Annotated in this window: 16 protein-coding genes and 2 pseudogenes; 3 read left to right on the plus strand and 15 right to left on the minus strand. The window is 30.5% G+C overall.

The genetic code is table 11. The features are described from left to right. Nucleotides 1-8: 8 nt before the first annotated feature. The 9 genes and pseudogenes from KTC94_RS05450 to KTC94_RS05490 all read right to left on the minus strand — a co-directional run bounded on the left by KTC94_RS05450 (nt 9) and on the right by KTC94_RS05490 (nt 7,352). A pseudogene (locus KTC94_RS05450) lies at nt 9-1,290 on the minus strand (esterase/lipase family protein). Nucleotides 1,291-1,358: 68 nt separating this feature from the next. Further along, the gene (locus KTC94_RS05455) at nt 1,359-1,481 is read right to left on the minus strand and encodes a hypothetical protein (protein WP_258280718.1); all 123 of its coding nucleotides are present in this window, start codon (nt 1,479-1,481) and stop codon (nt 1,359-1,361) included. Nucleotides 1,482-1,584: 103 nt separating this feature from the next. After that, nucleotides 1,585-1,704: pseudogene (locus KTC94_RS17735) on the minus strand (ATP-binding protein); the annotation flags it as partial. Nucleotides 1,705-2,133: 429 nt separating this feature from the next. Further along, on the minus strand, nt 2,134-2,952 hold the full coding sequence (locus tag KTC94_RS05465; RefSeq protein WP_220286646.1) for a DUF2262 domain-containing protein: 819 nt from the start codon (nt 2,950-2,952) through the stop codon (nt 2,134-2,136). Nucleotides 2,953-3,019: 67 nt separating this feature from the next. Next, on the minus strand, nt 3,020-3,640 hold the full coding sequence (locus tag KTC94_RS05470; RefSeq protein WP_220286645.1) for a DUF4303 domain-containing protein: 621 nt from the start codon (nt 3,638-3,640) through the stop codon (nt 3,020-3,022). Nucleotides 3,641-3,829: 189 nt separating this feature from the next. After that, nucleotides 3,830-4,738: a PhzF family isomerase gene (locus KTC94_RS05475; RefSeq protein ID WP_220286644.1), complete on the minus strand. Its 909-nt coding sequence runs from the start codon at nt 4,736-4,738 to the stop codon at nt 3,830-3,832. Nucleotides 4,739-4,897: 159 nt separating this feature from the next. After that, the gene (locus tag KTC94_RS05480) at nt 4,898-5,428 is read right to left on the minus strand and encodes a signal peptidase II (RefSeq protein WP_220320223.1); all 531 of its coding nucleotides are present in this window, start codon (nt 5,426-5,428) and stop codon (nt 4,898-4,900) included. Nucleotides 5,429-5,816: 388 nt separating this feature from the next. After that, a complete protein-coding gene (locus KTC94_RS05485; RefSeq protein WP_220286642.1) occupies nt 5,817-6,080 on the minus strand; it encodes a hypothetical protein in 264 nt (87 codons plus the stop codon). 15 nt (nt 6,081-6,095) lie between these two features. Further along, on the minus strand, nt 6,096-7,352 hold the full coding sequence (locus tag KTC94_RS05490) for a DNA polymerase IV (RefSeq protein ID WP_220320252.1): 1,257 nt from the start codon (nt 7,350-7,352) through the stop codon (nt 6,096-6,098). Between the two features lie 344 nt (nt 7,353-7,696). Here KTC94_RS05490 and KTC94_RS05495 point away from each other — a divergent pair, with 344 nt between their 5' ends. Together KTC94_RS05495 and KTC94_RS05500 are read left to right on the plus strand one after the other, a co-directional pair. Continuing rightward, on the plus strand, nt 7,697-8,113 hold the full coding sequence (locus tag KTC94_RS05495) for a DUF523 domain-containing protein (protein WP_220320224.1): 417 nt from the start codon (nt 7,697-7,699) through the stop codon (nt 8,111-8,113). A 279-nt stretch (nt 8,114-8,392) separates the two neighbouring features. Next, nucleotides 8,393-8,833 carry a hypothetical protein gene (locus KTC94_RS05500; protein ID WP_220286639.1) on the plus strand — a complete coding sequence of 147 codons (441 nt, stop codon included), beginning with the start codon at nt 8,393-8,395 and terminating at the stop codon, nt 8,831-8,833. Nucleotides 8,834-9,148: 315 nt separating this feature from the next. Here the strand turns inward: KTC94_RS05500 and KTC94_RS05505 are convergent, their stop codons facing one another. Further along, the gene (locus KTC94_RS05505) at nt 9,149-9,985 is read right to left on the minus strand and encodes an ABC transporter permease (RefSeq protein ID WP_220320225.1); all 837 of its coding nucleotides are present in this window, start codon (nt 9,983-9,985) and stop codon (nt 9,149-9,151) included. 7 nt (nt 9,986-9,992) lie between these two features. Beyond that, entirely contained in the window at nt 9,993-10,907 is a 915-nt protein-coding gene (locus KTC94_RS05510) for an ATP-binding cassette domain-containing protein (RefSeq protein WP_216303826.1), read from the minus strand. 451 nt (nt 10,908-11,358) lie between these two features. On the opposite strand from KTC94_RS05510, the gene KTC94_RS05515 reads away from it, so the two are divergent. Then, on the plus strand, nt 11,359-12,012 hold the full coding sequence (locus tag KTC94_RS05515) for a pentapeptide repeat-containing protein (RefSeq protein WP_220320226.1): 654 nt from the start codon (nt 11,359-11,361) through the stop codon (nt 12,010-12,012). Nucleotides 12,013-12,140: 128 nt separating this feature from the next. On the opposite strand, the gene KTC94_RS05520 is transcribed toward KTC94_RS05515, so the two are convergent. The 4 genes from KTC94_RS05520 to KTC94_RS05535 all read right to left on the minus strand — a co-directional run bounded on the left by KTC94_RS05520 (nt 12,141) and on the right by KTC94_RS05535 (nt 16,051). Beyond that, nucleotides 12,141-13,334 (minus strand): phospholipase C, encoded by a 1,194-nt coding sequence (locus KTC94_RS05520; RefSeq protein ID WP_216303824.1) that lies wholly within the window; start codon nt 13,332-13,334, stop codon nt 12,141-12,143. Between the two features lie 236 nt (nt 13,335-13,570). Next, entirely contained in the window at nt 13,571-14,167 is a 597-nt protein-coding gene (locus KTC94_RS05525) for a sensor histidine kinase (RefSeq protein ID WP_253198247.1), read from the minus strand. 708 nt (nt 14,168-14,875) lie between these two features. After that, complete coding sequence (locus KTC94_RS05530) at nt 14,876-15,598, minus strand: LytTR family DNA-binding domain-containing protein (RefSeq protein ID WP_216303822.1); 723 nt, start codon at nt 15,596-15,598, stop codon at nt 14,876-14,878. 81 nt (nt 15,599-15,679) lie between these two features. Then, nucleotides 15,680-16,051 (minus strand): GGDEF domain-containing protein, encoded by a 372-nt coding sequence (locus tag KTC94_RS05535; RefSeq protein ID WP_220320253.1) that lies wholly within the window; start codon nt 16,049-16,051, stop codon nt 15,680-15,682. Between the last annotated feature and the right edge of the window lie 193 nt (nt 16,052-16,244).

Genomic DNA, 16,244 nt, shown 5'->3' on the forward strand with positions numbered 1-16,244 from the left:
AGGTTTACTTAATATCCCTCATTTTTAAGGGTTGATATAATCTCTACATATTTTTCCATTACATCAAATCCTTTATAATCATCTCTTCTTAAATCTATAATATCTCCATGAGAGATTCCACGCCTATGCTTATTTTTAAGCACACCTTTAAATTCTCCCCATTTAGCAGAATTAATAGATACTAAACCATCATTTTCACCTTCCGTTAACTTCACTAAAATATAAGGAATGGTCACTATATAATCACTAAACATATGCTTTATAAAGCTTATCAGGCATATTACAAGCAATATCAACAAACTTACATCCTCTATGAGGTGATGACACCATTGTTAGCGATGCAACATATTCCCCCATCTCTAACTTACTAATCATATAACGTGCATCTAATCCACCTTTTGAATGTGCTATAATATTTACCTTTTCACATCCTGTTGCCTTAACAATATCAAGAATTTTATCTTTAATGTCCTGCGCATTACATTCCACTGTTCCCCAAGCTTCTTGATTTCCATAATAAACTGTTGCCCCATTACGAATCAATTCCTTAGGTATTCTTCCCCAATAATTAATGTATTTTAAATCTCTAAATCCAACTCCATGAACTAACACAAGAGGATATTTTGTTTTACATACCTCTAAGTCAACACGTGCTTCATTATTAATTACCTTATAACACTCATGATCATATTCTATTTTTGCAATATGACAAGCATACAACATTATAAAAATATTTATAATTGGAATAAAGACCATAACGGCTACTATATATCTTTTTAATATACTTAGCCTTCTTGAAGTACATAAGATTCGTAACATTCCATTTGCAAGTAAAGTAATAGTAGTCAATACCATAATAATAACATCTATTACAACGATATTATTAGAAATAACGAAGTCTTTTATTGCTTTAAACCCTATTATGTATATTAAGATTTGAATAAACGCTACATACAATCCATAGAGAACAAGACGTTTGCCACCTAACATTACCTTTAATCTAATGTTAACAATTTGCTTAAATGCGTTTGGGGCTATGTTTATTTTTAACCAAATATAAAAACTGAAAATAATTATTTGGATTAAAATAATCCATTTGCATATAACTTTATCTTGTCCAAATTTAGTGCGTTCGCTAAAAAGCCACCCTAACAAAACAATATGAGGTGCAAAAATAAAATATATGCTCATGAATTTTTTATTGAGTAAAAGTACCTTATTGCTAAGATCTAAGCATATGATGCTTATTATTAGTATTGCTAAAGCAAACGTTATTATAAATACTATCATTTAAATCCACCCTTTAATTCTGCACATTCTTAATATAAAATGTTTTAAAATTCATGTATTAACATTACTTATATTGGTATTCCAAACAAAGAATCTTTTTCCATTGATTCATCACTAGGTTTGCTTTGTTTATTATAGTTATTTCTATTACTAACTTTCGGAAATTTTTTATGATTATTGCCTTTACTCATATGTCTTCTTTATGCCATCTTCTATAATTTTAAACAGATTTTCAAAATTAATAGGCTTACTGATATAATCATCCATACCAGCTTCTATACACTTAACTCTAGCGCCATCCATAAGCCTTACTAATTCTTTACTAATTTCAAGACCAAGACCAGTTCCTCCAAATTTTCTAGTATTTGAGTTATCTGCCTGTGTAAACGGCTTAAATAGTTGATTTAAATCCTCTTGACTAAGGTTTAAATTAAAATATATATATATGTCCTACCTTTAAAAATTCCTATAAGTACAAGAGTGGGAACTTTTTCGACATTAATTTACCATATCCTCCTAAAATACTCAATAAAATGCTTACAATATGCCCAAGTTCACTTTCCAAAATTAAAACCGGAATTCAAGAAACAGTGGTCGCATTATTTCATCCGGACTTGACCCTGCAGTAATATCTACCCATAAACTTCATCACACAGTTGACTACATTTCTGAACCTAACCAGACTTGGTGAAGAAATGTGTCTTGTCTAAGATTTGAAGATTTTCTTGATTTGAAAAATAGACTTGAGTACATCACATGACCTATTCGAAATACTCTCGAGCAAGGCAAACGACAACATTCTGTTATACGAGAACATTGTCCCTACTTCAATCATTTATTCCTCTATCCAGTAATATCTGCATCATTTGGCCCGTCAGTCAAATTGCCTGAAATTAAAATTGAATGTCCCCAGAATAAGTCACCATCATTGTGCCAAAATTCGAATTCACCATTTGGGTTTATAGTAATTTCTTCAAGTATTATACAATTTCTGAACTGCTCAGATGTTACCTTGTCCTCTTCTTCCTCAAGCCAACTTTCATTTTTGATTTTCAATAATTCATGTACAGCATATTTGCATACACGGTTATTCCATGTTACCTGATCTTCCCATAAGGTTTTTGCAACCTGTAGACCTAAATTTATGCCCTCTGGTTCATCTACCGACAAATTCAGTTTAATACTTTTCCCATTCCAGCTTATATCTCCTATATACCAATTAACTTGCCTATTAAAAGTAAATGTTCCTAAGATACTATCAATATAAATAATTGGTTTTTTAAGTTCCTCTAAATATACGTTTAATTCATTATCATTTGAAACAAATTCAATAAATCCTTCAAAAAGTGCATCAGATCTACCAAATACACTCTCCTCTATAACACGAGCATTAATTTTTATTATTGTCTCAGGCCTAATCATATTTCTAATATCATTCAGTTCCTCATGAGTAACTTTTCGTCTAATATGTAATGGTTCAGTCTTTAGATATTCCTTCACAACTCTCCATGCAACAAGTTTCACACCTAAAGTCCATAGCTTCTCACCACCTGTTCTTCCAGCACTAACTCCGTTTATATCCACTATACCTATAACCTCTGATATAGGACATGATCCAAGTTGTTCTAACAACTGTTTTTCACTTTTAGCCACGTCTTTCATTTTTTATCCTCCTAATTCTATAATTTCATTTACTTTTCTATGGGAGCACCTTATACCACAATTTACTTCAGGAAAAACCATCCTTATAATAAGCGATAAAATCCGGTGTTTTATTTAAATATTGAAAAACTGGCTTTAATCTATTTACTAAATTAATCCCAATCAACAAGAGTGCATTATCAAAGAAATCGCTTTTAAACGCTATTGCTTTACTAATATCTAAAATATGATGTTCATTATTAATACAATAATAAGCATCTAAAATCTCCTTAGATTCCTTAGATAAGATTTCTTCAAAAAACCTATATGAAAAATCAGCTGGGTTATATCTCAGTCCATCTAATCCTAAAGTCTGAACTTGTTTATAATTTGAGTCTTCTTTCACACTTATTTCTAGCGCTTCATTGGTATTAATTGATATCCCTATCCCTCCAACCTCAGTATCTATTTCTAATACAACAACATATACATCTCTGTTTTCTTTTTCTTTGCTAAACTCAATAATTTTCCTTTCGCAGTCTAAAAACAATAAATCTTCAATTTCTTTTTCATTAACTAGAAATACTTCTTTTCCTTTAATACTATCAAGCTCTTCAAAGGTCTTATTTGAATAGTAAACTTTGTATCCCTCACCAACTTTAGTTCTTTCACCATTAATTAATTGCTGTAGCCACGCACAATACTCCATATACACACCTCCCCGGTTTCATGAAAACTTATAAATATTTAATTATTTGTCACTATTTCATCAAAGTATCAATTAGTTTGTACCTTCTTTTTTGATCGGATTTTCAATCACGCTAAATCCACTCCCAGCATTTCATTTATCTATTAAACTTTATTCTATCTTATCTAAATTGGTTGTTATTTAAGATAGTCATTCCAATGATAATTCAGATTTAAATGCTATTATGGCATTTCCTGAAATTTTAATTTCTACAGGTTCTTTATTTTCTATCTTTACCTCAACGTCGATAATACCTGTTCTTTTTATAGCTTCACCTTGTTTAGCTTTGAATCTAAATAAAGAATTATTATGATTAACCAATTTGTGATGAACCAGATATGCACCCAAAGGACCATTTGCATTACCAGTTACAGGATCTTCATTAATGCCTATCGCAGGAGCAAACATTCTGCCATGTACTAAAATATCAGTATCTTGAGTATTAACTGTAAAAACGTAATATCCATTACACTTAATATCGTTGCTCAATTTAGAAAGGGCATCATAATTTGGTTTCATTTTATTTAAAGTTTCAATGTTTTTTATACCAATCATAACCTTAGAGTGACCTGTTGAAACTACCTGTATTGGATAATCTTCTAGTAAATCCTTATTACTTATATTCAACGCCAATGTAATATTTTTTATATTTATTCCATCAATAATCGATCCAAATTCAATCTTACCTTGTGTCATAATAATTTTATAGTCATCATTTTCTTTTACTATATCAACAGGTAAAATTCCAGCACCAGTTTTATGATAAACCCTAGAAGTAACAAGCCTGTTTTCAATTGCACGGGCATAGTGAGCCGCAATAGTTGCATGTCCACAAATTGGCACTTCATTTGTTGGAGTGAAAAACCGTATGTGAACATCATACTCATCATTATTTGAAGATAGAATAAATGCTGTTTCAGAATTATTAAGTTCCCTAGCTATTTTCTGCATTTCAGCTTCAGTTAATCCGTCAGCATTTGTTATTACTCCAGCTGGATTTCCAGAAAACTTCTCCTTAGTGAATGAGTCAATTTGGTATAAATTATATTTCCTTGTCATAATATCCCCCCTAAGGCAGTATCAATTTATATGACACAATCTGTCTATTTCGTCTGCTCTCTCAAGTAATTTTGCAATTGTTTATTACGAGATTTACGAACAATGTGACTTAACTACAATTGTTAATAATTCTTATTCTTTCAGTGATGTAATTTATGTTTATAATTTTCGTAGAATATATTCAGTAAAATCTTTTACTATATTATCATCAATTTGGTCTAAAACTTTGTTTTTTAAGAGCAATGTTAAGATTAGCAACCCAACAAAAATATTAATATATACATCTTTTAAGTCAAACGTGAAAAAACCATTTACTAATATGTAATCTAAACTACCGTTCCAAAAAATCTTGTCAATTAATGAACACATAGCACCAGAAAATATAAAAGCATACATGCTATTAATAGTTTTGTTAGTTCCAAATTGTTTATTTAAATATTGATAAAACAGATATATTAATATACTCATAATTGCCACTAGTGAAATATGTATATATTTACCGACACCTAATTGTAACATAGAATTAAACCATGAATAGTGCCTATTGAACATAGGCTCAAAATATAGCAAATGAGGCAATATTGTAGATCTCTTGTCAAGAAAATTGTTGTTAATTACTATTTTAATAACCTGATCTATTGTTACTAAAATAAGCACTGCTCTATATGTATTTTTGTTTTGAATTTTCATATTTATTCTGCACCACCTAATATAATTAATTTTTTTACATCTTTCACATTTAAATAGCGCTTATTGCTATATCTATCTGAGTATCTAGCAGGAACCGCATATTCAATTTCATATAAGAGGAATACCCAATCTGAAAATTTAATTTCATACCATTTGCCTCGCCGTATTATAGAATTTAGACGCAAAATATATTTTATATCATACCATGGTTACCATTAATTTCATATAATCATACATAATAAAACTACCTAACTGCCCAGGTGCCCTTCTATTTATTTCTCTCCTTAATGATTAAAATAACATATTAATCACAATTCATAATATGAGAAACTAATAAAATATAAAATGTGTACAGGCTATATTATTTCAGTAATTGATAGTCTGACATCTAAATTTTAAATAATATCCACCTACAAGTACCCATCTCATACTTTAGCTCATATAACTTTTCAGCTCCGTCAATTACACTCTGACACTTATAAATAATCATAATATTACCTGCCAATTTCTCAGTATCTTTTACTATAACCTTATCTATTTTTATAACTTGCATAGGTTCATCGCCTACTTGCATTCTAAACCTTATAGGCTTTATATCGCCTTTATTATCCGTGTATGAAACCATTTCTACAGGTAATGCTAAAACCTTCATTTATTATAAACCTCCTCAAAGTATTGCGCTCATTAATGGATAATCTTCCTCACCATCTGCCATTCCACCACACATACTATTTAGTCCTGAATGAAGAAAACAAGACCGAACTACAGCTTTTGGCCCATATTTTAATCTTATTTTATCAACGGTATCATTTATCTTTTTATCTTTTTCATAATCAAAACTATCTAGTAACGAACACTGATAAAACTCATTACTACAAAAGTCTGTGATATGTATCCCCAAGTGTCTTATTGGATTACCTTTCCAAACATTATCAAATAAATAGCATGCTATTTCATATATTTTGCGAGTAGAGTCAGTTGCTACAGCTACTTTCTTTTGACGAGAATAAAATATTAAGTCGCTACCCCTAACGCTTATACTTATCACAGTACAACAATTGTGTGAATCTCTTAAACGCATGGAAACTGTTTCACATAAGGATAGTAATACTTTATGAGCCGTGTCTTTATCTTCCACATCAAAGGCTATTGTTGTAGAATTGCCTATACCCTTCACTTTAATATAATTGCTCTTGCGGACTTCTGAAAACTCGATGCCATTGGCGTAATTCCAAATAACTTGACCATGACTCTTTAATTTATTCTTTAAAATATCTAAATTATAATTTGCTAATTCCCCAATAGTATTAATATTTAAATTGTGCAATTTAGGTGCTGTCGCTCTACCTACCATAAATAAATCTTCAACAGGTAATGGCCACATTTTATCTTTTATTTCATTTTGGAAAAGTGTGTGAATTCTATCTGGCTTCTTAAAATCTGTTGCTACCTTTGCAAGCAGTTTGTTATTTGATATCCCTATGTTCACTGTAAACCCAAGCTCATTCTTTATCCTCTCTTTTATAGTTTCAGCGAGTTTCAAATAGTCAGGATATAAATGTTCCATATTAGAAAAATCTAAAAAACTTTCATCAACTGAAAAACGCTGAATAATTGGAGTGTATTCTAAAAATATTTGATGCATAGCCTCGCTACATTTCATATATAATGAATATCTTGGAGGTACAATTATTATTCCAGGACACTTAGCCCTTGCACTATATAACGTCTCTCCTGTGTGAATATCAAATTTTTTAGCAGGCAATGATTTAGTTAAAACAATTCCATGCCTGCTTTCTTCATCTCCGCCTACTACAGATGGTACTGTTCTAAGATCTAACTGCTCACCTTGTTGAAGTCTATACGCAGCTTCCCATGAGAGATAGGCACTATTTGCGTCAATATGAAATATTAATTTACTCATAGCATAAATCATCTTCCTTTTTATTAATCTTAATTTACTCATATTAGAACATCAGTTCGTTATATTTATTATATACTACTTGCTTACTTTTTAAAAGCAAATTTGGGGTAGCATACGCAAAAATATTATTTCGTAGTTAATGAAAATTTCAGATTATTTTTATAATCTCAAGTTTTTATGTAACCATTTAATATTTGGTTAAAATCATACATTCTTTTTAATATCCAATTTACGGTAATAATAGTATAATTAAATAATTGTATTTGTCGCAACAGTCGATTATTGTGAAGTAAACATTATTTATATAACGCGTGGATAAATCCGAATTGTTGGGAGAGATGTACATGAATATTTTAGTAAGTGCCTGTGTAATAGGCCAAAACTGCAAATATAATGGCGGAAATAATTTGAATAGAAGTGTAGTTGAATTTATACAAAGACATACTGTGATTGAAATATGTCCTGAACTGCTGACAGGTATGAAATGCCCAAGGGCATGTGCTGAGATAGTAAACGGCATTGTAATGTCTGAGAATGGTGAGAATGTAGATGCAGAATATCGCAAAGGAGTAGAACTTGCAATGGAGAAAATTAAGGGACAAAAGATAGATTTAGCAATATTACAGTCAAGAAGTCCTACTTGTGGTGTAAATACTATCTATGATGGGTCTTTTAGTGGTACTTTAATTGAGGGGCATGGTTTATTTACTGAAGCCATCATTGAAAAAGGTATTAGGGTAGTAGACTCCAATAATTTTTAAGTTTACTCAATTCGTAAGTTACTACTTATGGAAATGAAACCGGTTATGAGCACAACCTTAGCTAACAATTTGTTTTTATTCATTTAATATTCCCCCTATTGGATATGTTGCATTCGCATTATAACATACATAAATTAAAAATTATGCCGAAATATAGCTAGTGTTTATAAAAATAGGGTATTTGTGACAACTTGCATAACCCAATGGTACAATATTCCTATGAGTTGCGTCAGATTAATAAAAAATTATGTACCAAATAAGATTTTAATGGAGGGTAAAATGATAAATGCTAATGAATCCAAAGAAGTATTAATTAATATGTTAAGTGAATCAAATTTTGATTTTAATAATCCAAATTCTAAATTGGCATTGGAAATTTTTAAAAAGTTTTTTAGTATCAAAGTTGATTGTGCTGATGATGGTCTGTTGTTTCAATGTGGAGTAGAAGAAGTTAAAGGTGAAGCCTTATTTTATTCGGAGTTTGTTAGACAATTTACTTTTGAGTTAGATGATGGAGAATATAACGGTATGGAGCAATTAAGACTTACAATATACTTTAAACCCAATGCTAAATTACAAGGGTTAGATACAAATTTATGGGAATACGACTGCAACTCTGTAGAAGAATTTTTTAACAAAGTTGAAAATATGGATAATTTTAAAATACCTTTTGAGAAATATGTACCATTGAAATGTGAAGTTGAACAGAGCGGAGTTTAAGTACTAATTATTTAATATCAGAAGGTCAAGGCATATTTAATATAAAAGCAAAGGATAGATTGGAGTTTAATACTTTAATGGTATAATTTTTCTACGGATTAAGTCGCAACTCTAATCTATTATGAAGAAAGTAGGGGGTACAAATTTATGTTATATAATATAGTAGGAGCAATTTTTACTATTCTAGCAATTGGGGGAGGAATTTATACCTTAAATAATAAAAACTAACGCCTTTTTATCAGCGTCAGTCATATCAGAACATATAGGTTTATCTTTATTACTTTGCTTAGCTAATACTCATTGCTCATATTATTACTAACTCCATATATCAGCCTCTTTACTTTTTGAGCGATTAATTGTTGAAAAATCCACCCTTGAGAAAACATAGGTTGATAATAGTAAAAACACGATCCCAAAAATGATTACAATCGCCATGCTAATAAGAGGCGTAATTACAAAATCCCCTATTTTAAAAGCAAGCTGTTCCGCAACCATTTGATCGGTTGTTAAAGACGTCTTTTCCAGTATTATAGTTCTAAAAAATGCTGTTGTATATGTCATTGGATTGAGATAAGCAACATATTGCATTGTTTTTGGTAACATTGAAAGCGGAATATATGCGCCACAAAGGAATGTCATCGGCATTGTTATCGCCGTTATTACAATTTGAAAAGTTTGTGAATTTTTAACCAGAGCTGCTAAAAACAATCCTAACCCCGAAAACACAAGTCCAACAACAATCATCACGCAGATTACAGCAAATGGCGTTATCCAGGATGTGAATTTAAGCCCTATAAAATAACCAATGATTAGAATAATAATACCCTGCATGGTTGCTATTGTTGCTGCTGATAATAGCTGACCCGCGGCAATCTGAATTCGTTTAACAGGACTTACTAACACCTCCTTCATAAATCCCGAAACAATATCTTCAATTGTACTTGTCGCAATAGTAAGGGAAGTTTGAAAGACGGTCGTTATTACAATACCTGCGAGCATATAGTTTACTGGATTTTGAATATTGTCATTTTTAAATATCGAACTAAACACATATAAAAAGAAGAATGGCATGATAATCGTGAAAACAAGCTGAACACGATTGCGAACAAAAATTTTAATGTTTCTAAACCATAAAGCTAATATAATATCCATAAATTTCTCACTTCCTTATATCTTTTCCGGTAATTTCTAAGAATACATCATTCAATGTGCCTTTTTTAATTTCCAAATCCGTTATCGACTCTTTCTGCTGACTTAATAACTCCATCAATTTTGGTATACTATTAACTTCAATCGAATAATAACCAGTTTTTTTCATGTATTTAAACCCCGCAGTGTCTAGCAGTGCCTCAAGACCTTGCTCGTCACTAGTTGTAATATTTGCTTTATCCTTTGTATATTGCTGTTTCAAACGATACGGAGTGTCCATTGCAACTATTTTACCACCATCCATAATGGCAACTTTGCTGCAAATTTCGGCCTCATCCATGTAATGCGTAGTTAAAAAAATAGTAATATTCTTCTCCTTTTGAAGCTTTACAATATAATTCCATATATGAGCCCTTGTTTGAGGGTCAAGACCTGTGGTTGGTTCATCTAAGAACAATACTTTTGGGTAGTGTAGTAGCGATCTGGCTATTTCCACACGACGTTTCATCCCGCCGGACAGACTGCTTACCATTGCTTTTTTCCACTCCAGTAAATCCACTAAATTTAAAACAAATTGGATACGCTCTGTGACTTCACTTTTGGGTATACCATAAAAATGACAATGCATAATTAAATTTTCAAGAACGGTCATTTTATTATCCAATGTCGTTTCCTGAAAAACAACCCCAATAACACTTCTAACATCATCCTTTTCATGCGAAACGTCTTTTCCGTCAATAGTCAGGGTTCCTGATGTCTTATCAAATATAGTACACAGAGTATTGATGGTTGTGCTTTTACCTGCTCCATTTGGACCTAAAAACGCAAAAATGCTTCCCTCTTCTACCTCGAATGAAACATTGTCGACTGCTGTGAATTTATCATATTTCTTTACAAAATCCTTAACTTCTATTATGTTTCTCATGGTATCACTCCTATCAACTGAATAATTACAACGCTAACATAACGAGCAGATACACAATACTCGAAGCGAAATTTGCTTCGCTTACATGATCTGCTTTCCTATGTGAAATTATACCGATAATTCGCCTAAATACAACTTATTTTATAAGACGTATGGCCCTTACATATTTCCATGTGGATATATCATATTCACTCACCTCATATTTTTAAAACATAAATAATTTTTACTTTTAAAGTATATCATAGACACTATATTATTCAACCTCTAAAATCTCCTATAAATTCTATCCCACTTTTCTGCTCCAAAATTTTGCCCTACAAAAGACAGTCCTTTAATTTTTTATTTAGTGAAAAAATGTTATAATTATAGAGAAAGAATAAATGAAATGTTCGTTTAGAGCATACCCTTACGTAGGGTTATTTGTTTTTAGATTAAATTGGAGGTAATACACATGGAAAACACTAAACTAAAAACGAAGATTTTAAGACCTACCTTTGATAGCGATTTAGATATCCTAGAGTTATCTAAAGAAAACATAGTGGATGAAGCTATATTTTCTTATGGAACAATTAGTGATTGCTCTTTAGAAAACCATAAAGCAGACATGGTAAATTTTAAACAAGTTATATTTAAAAAAGTTATTTTTAATAAAATAACTTTTAGACGTATAGAACTTATGGATGTGAGATTTGAAAATTGTGATTTATCAAATGTAGATTTTAATGAGGCTTCGTTACATAGAGTAGAATTTGTAAATTGTAAGATTATTGGTATTAATTTAAATGAAGCTACCTTGAGAAATGTGATTTTTGAAAATTGTAACGGTCAATTTGCTTTTTTTAGTTATTCTAATTGTAAACAAGTCGCATTCCTTCAATGTCAATTACGCTCTTCCGATTTTCAAAATTCAAAATTTTTAAAAGTTGAATTTCAAGAGTCTAATCTACTCCAGGCTCAATTTAATTTTACAAGTCTTAAAGGAATAGATTTTACCAGTTGCAATCTTGAAGGTATAGGAGTAAACATTGCTGATGTTAAGGGCGCAATAGTTACCACTATGCAAGCCGTTTCTATATCGAGCATACTAGGTCTCATTGTTAAATAATCACCTTTATTTATCGAGTGCATGCAAAAGGGATTTCCATATTTAGAAATCCCTTTTATATGATGTTTTTTTGAAAAAATTATTTTCAACTTTTATAAAATACTAAATACATAGCATTTCTATCACTCTTATTTCAAACTAAAAGGCATCGTATATTTAACATTTCCGCTTAACACTGGAGTAATATTTAAATCTTGTCTTACCTCTCCGCAAATGATTACCTTTATATTTTCAGGCTTCCAATCATCTCCCGGAGCGGTATATATAGCTTTTCTTAACCATGTATTTGTAATAGTATCTGCATTAATAGTTTTAGGTAAAGTCAAATTATAGCTGTCTGTTTGATTTCTTTTAAAATCATTCCCCGGATTGTCCAAGGGCAATTCAAATTTCTGCCCATCCTGTGTTTCAATGCCAAAGTAAACATAATCGTCTGTACTTGCATAATCAAAGTCTGCTGTTTTAATAACAACTTGTAATTGATTAAAGTTAAGTGATGCTGCTGGTACAGTATTCGCCGCTTCATTTATAAACCTATATAGGAACATTGCTATACTTTTTTGAGAATTTGGTAGTGCTTCTCCTAGCGAATAATCCCAATCTGCATATGAGTTAGACATAGTAGATTTGGAAAAATATAATGATTTTGAAAGCTTTCCCCAGTAAGTATTGTTTTTTGTAATCCAATTTGAAAAATCAGCCGTTGTAATAACGTTTGCATATACTGGCTCCTTAGTTGTTCCATTCATTGTATTAAGAAGGTATTTCCCTATGTTATTATCAGCATATGTCTCATATTTGACATGTCCTGCGCTATCTACCGCCGTTATATTCGCAGCATGATAAGGGCAGTTGATATCTTCTAAGTAGTGAATAGCTTGTCCAAGTAGATTTGAAGCATTTTGGTAATTCCCCTTTTTCCATTCATTTAAAGCCAATGCTGAAAATTTTCTACTTTGACTGTCTGCTGTTTCTGTAACCGTATAACTAGTATACCATGGCGCCGTATGAGTAAAATTATATCCTGTATCTGGATCCCAGAAGTGGTCTTGATACAAATCATATCCATTTGGATCAAAATCTGGGTAAGTAGACCCAACTTTCAAGTCATTAATATATTGATTTAAAAGTTCTACATTTTCTTTTACTTTCTGTGGTTCACCTGGATCTAAGTCGTTATTTAACATTTCCATTGCTTGATCCGTAATCACTGCATGAGTTCCTGTTCCATCCTTATTACCATTCCAACCGTAAGCTGTACCTGTCATAAAAAATGTTGCAACTGTAAAGATTAATATAATCAAAGGTTTTGTTTTCTTCATAATTACATTTCCCCCTTTTCTACTTTCATTATTTTTATAAGTAAATCTACTAAATTATCTTTGATTTACATATTTTCTTTTGGAAAGTTTAATAAATTGTTTGATTCGAAATTAAATATTGCCTCTTTTATTACAATTATACATATTTATGTAAAGGTTTAAATAGAGTTTGCATGATTGGTTGTTGAAATGTCATAATCGAATATTTCTTTGTAAATTTATGGGTAATCTGTCTGTCATTTTATTAATAGGGCAATATTCAGTATAAATAAATTTTCTTCTTCTTCTATTTGTATTAAACCATCATATTTGTTTACTATGTAATTTATATTTTCAAGTCCGAACCCATGGTTTTCCTTATCGGGATGTGTTGTTTTATGTTCCCCTGTCCCCTCCTGTGTTGCTTTGTTTGTGCTATTGGTAATTTTAATGATTAGATGTACTTTTTCTATATACATTTTGATTCGAATAAACTTATTTCCATTTGCTATATTTTCACAAGCTTCTATGGCATTATCTAGTGCATTTCCTAAAAGTATAGAGATATTCACAGGATCTATTTTAATACTTTTAGGTAAATTTATATCTATATACAATTCAATTTTTCTTTCTTTTGCGATAGATAACTTGAAATTTAACAGCGCTGCAATAATAGGAATATCTATATTTAGAATAGTATTAATTTCTGATGTTTGATTTGCTAGTTTTTCAGAATATTCTTTTGCGACATTTATTTCTCCTGTCTTTAAAAGCCCGTAGATACAACTGATATGGTTGTTAAAGTCATGTCTCTGTGCTCTTAATGTATGAATTAACTCTTGTATATTGTTCATATAAAAGATCTGCTTTTTATATTCTATTTCTTGTAGAGACCATTCTACCTCTTTTTTTGAATAGATTAAAATTTGCTGGATAATTTTCATGATAACAAAACTGAAAAGTATTATACAGAGGGTAATGAATCCTATAAAAAAATTAGTTTTAAAAAAAGATTTCCCCTCATATATATTAAAAAAAATAGAATTGAAAAATATATTTATCATTAAAACAATAGTAATTTGGTAAATAAGAATTTTTCTAATATAAGAAGTACTCACTTTAAATTGTATAAAAAATAACATGACTATTCGGGTGGTCACTGCACTGATTACTCTATAAATGTTTTTTTGCACAAGAAGACCTGGAGAAACGTGAAATACCATACTTGTAATAATAACACCGAGAAAATCAAAGGTTGCCAGACATCCCATAAACAGAATCATTACAAAAAATAGATTTCTTAAGTTGCAATTAAGGGTTATAAAATAAATTACAATAGTAACACATAAAATAAGGATAACCCCTAAAAAGTTTGCATGCCCTAACCCTTTATTTATAAGTTGAAGAAGGATGCTTTGAAATAGAATAATGAAAACAACCGTATACTTATTTTTAATTTTTTTTTGAAGAACTAGAGTAAGAAAAAAATACAATATGTAATATTCTAGTAGATTAATTGAGAATTCATAAGCTCCCCATAAAAAGCACATGCATCCCACCTCCTAACGGAATAAATTATGACAGGAAATTCTCCTAACTTCATTCACGCATGCTCTGCTTACAGGAACATATAGATTTATTTTCTCCACACAAATTTGTTGATTTTTGTAAAATGAAATCTTCTTATTATTTACAATAAATCCTTGATGACATTGGGTAAAACAGGTCATATCTAAATGATCCTTTAAGTTCTTAAAACTTTCATTAAATTCTAAATTTTTTCCCTTGCACACAGCAATGATTTTCCTCAAATGTTTTTCAAAATAGTAGATGGAATCGTATTTAATGTTGTAGATACCTTCTTTAGTTTTGATAGTTAGGTCTTTTTCCTCTTCTGCATAAGGATAGGTACTTTTCAGCTTTTCGGATATTTCTTGAAATAAATTTTTAAATCTCTCCTCCGTAATCGGTTTGATAATGTAGTCAAAAGCCTTTATGCCAAAAGCATGCAATGCATAATCTTTAAATCCTGTAATAAATATAATGATTGCATTTTTATTAAGTTCTCTAATTTTTTTTCCTATTTCCAGTCCATTCATTCCTTTCATTTGGATATCTAAAAAGCAAATGTGTGCAGGCTTGTATTGTATTTGGGAAAGTAATTGTTCACCACTGTTAGAACAAATGATATGAAATTTTTTTTCTTTGTTGAATGATTCCATATATTTTTCAATAACTCTTACTTGAACAGGTTCATCATCACAGATTGCAATTGTATATTTCATAAAAATCAACTCCTTTTATACGTTACCATACAATGTAACATCGTACTTGTTATTAGGTTTCCCGCTGGTTCCTATTGAATATCAAACATTTCTTTTAGCAATATAAAGCGGGGTATCACCTTTTTCTATGAATTCATTTATTGAAACATTTTTGCTGGGAATTACAAAAGAGATCCCAATTGATAGCGTAACTCTACTTGAAATTTTCGAGAATTTATGTGAAATATTTATCTCTACCATTTTATTTCTTTTGTTTTCCCCAAATCTAATTGCATGCTCAATTGAACACTTTGGTAACACAATTACAAATTCATCACCACCATACCTTGCAGCAAAATAATGTCCATCACTCAATTTTTTCAAAGTTTTAGCAACACTAACTAAACATTTATCCCCTTCTAAATGGCCAAAGTTATCGTTATATTCTTTATTCAGGCCTCCAAAATATTCTATTTAGCATAATTCAACATACATTCGCAATTATCCTGCGGAATTTGTATAAAAAATAAAAATAATTATCTCAAGTGTATTTGCAAAGGAAGACCGCCTGAACTTGCTAAAAGAGTGTTCCTAAAATTGTGTAAAACACAGAAAAAAAAGGAAATTTATATTTTATGTAGAATACATATACATAACTTGTAATATA

Origin of the sequence: Clostridium sp. CM028, from assembly GCF_030585565.1 — a bacterium.
Taxonomy (GTDB): Bacteria; Bacillota; Clostridia; order Clostridiales; family Clostridiaceae; genus Clostridium_AD; species Clostridium_AD estertheticum_B.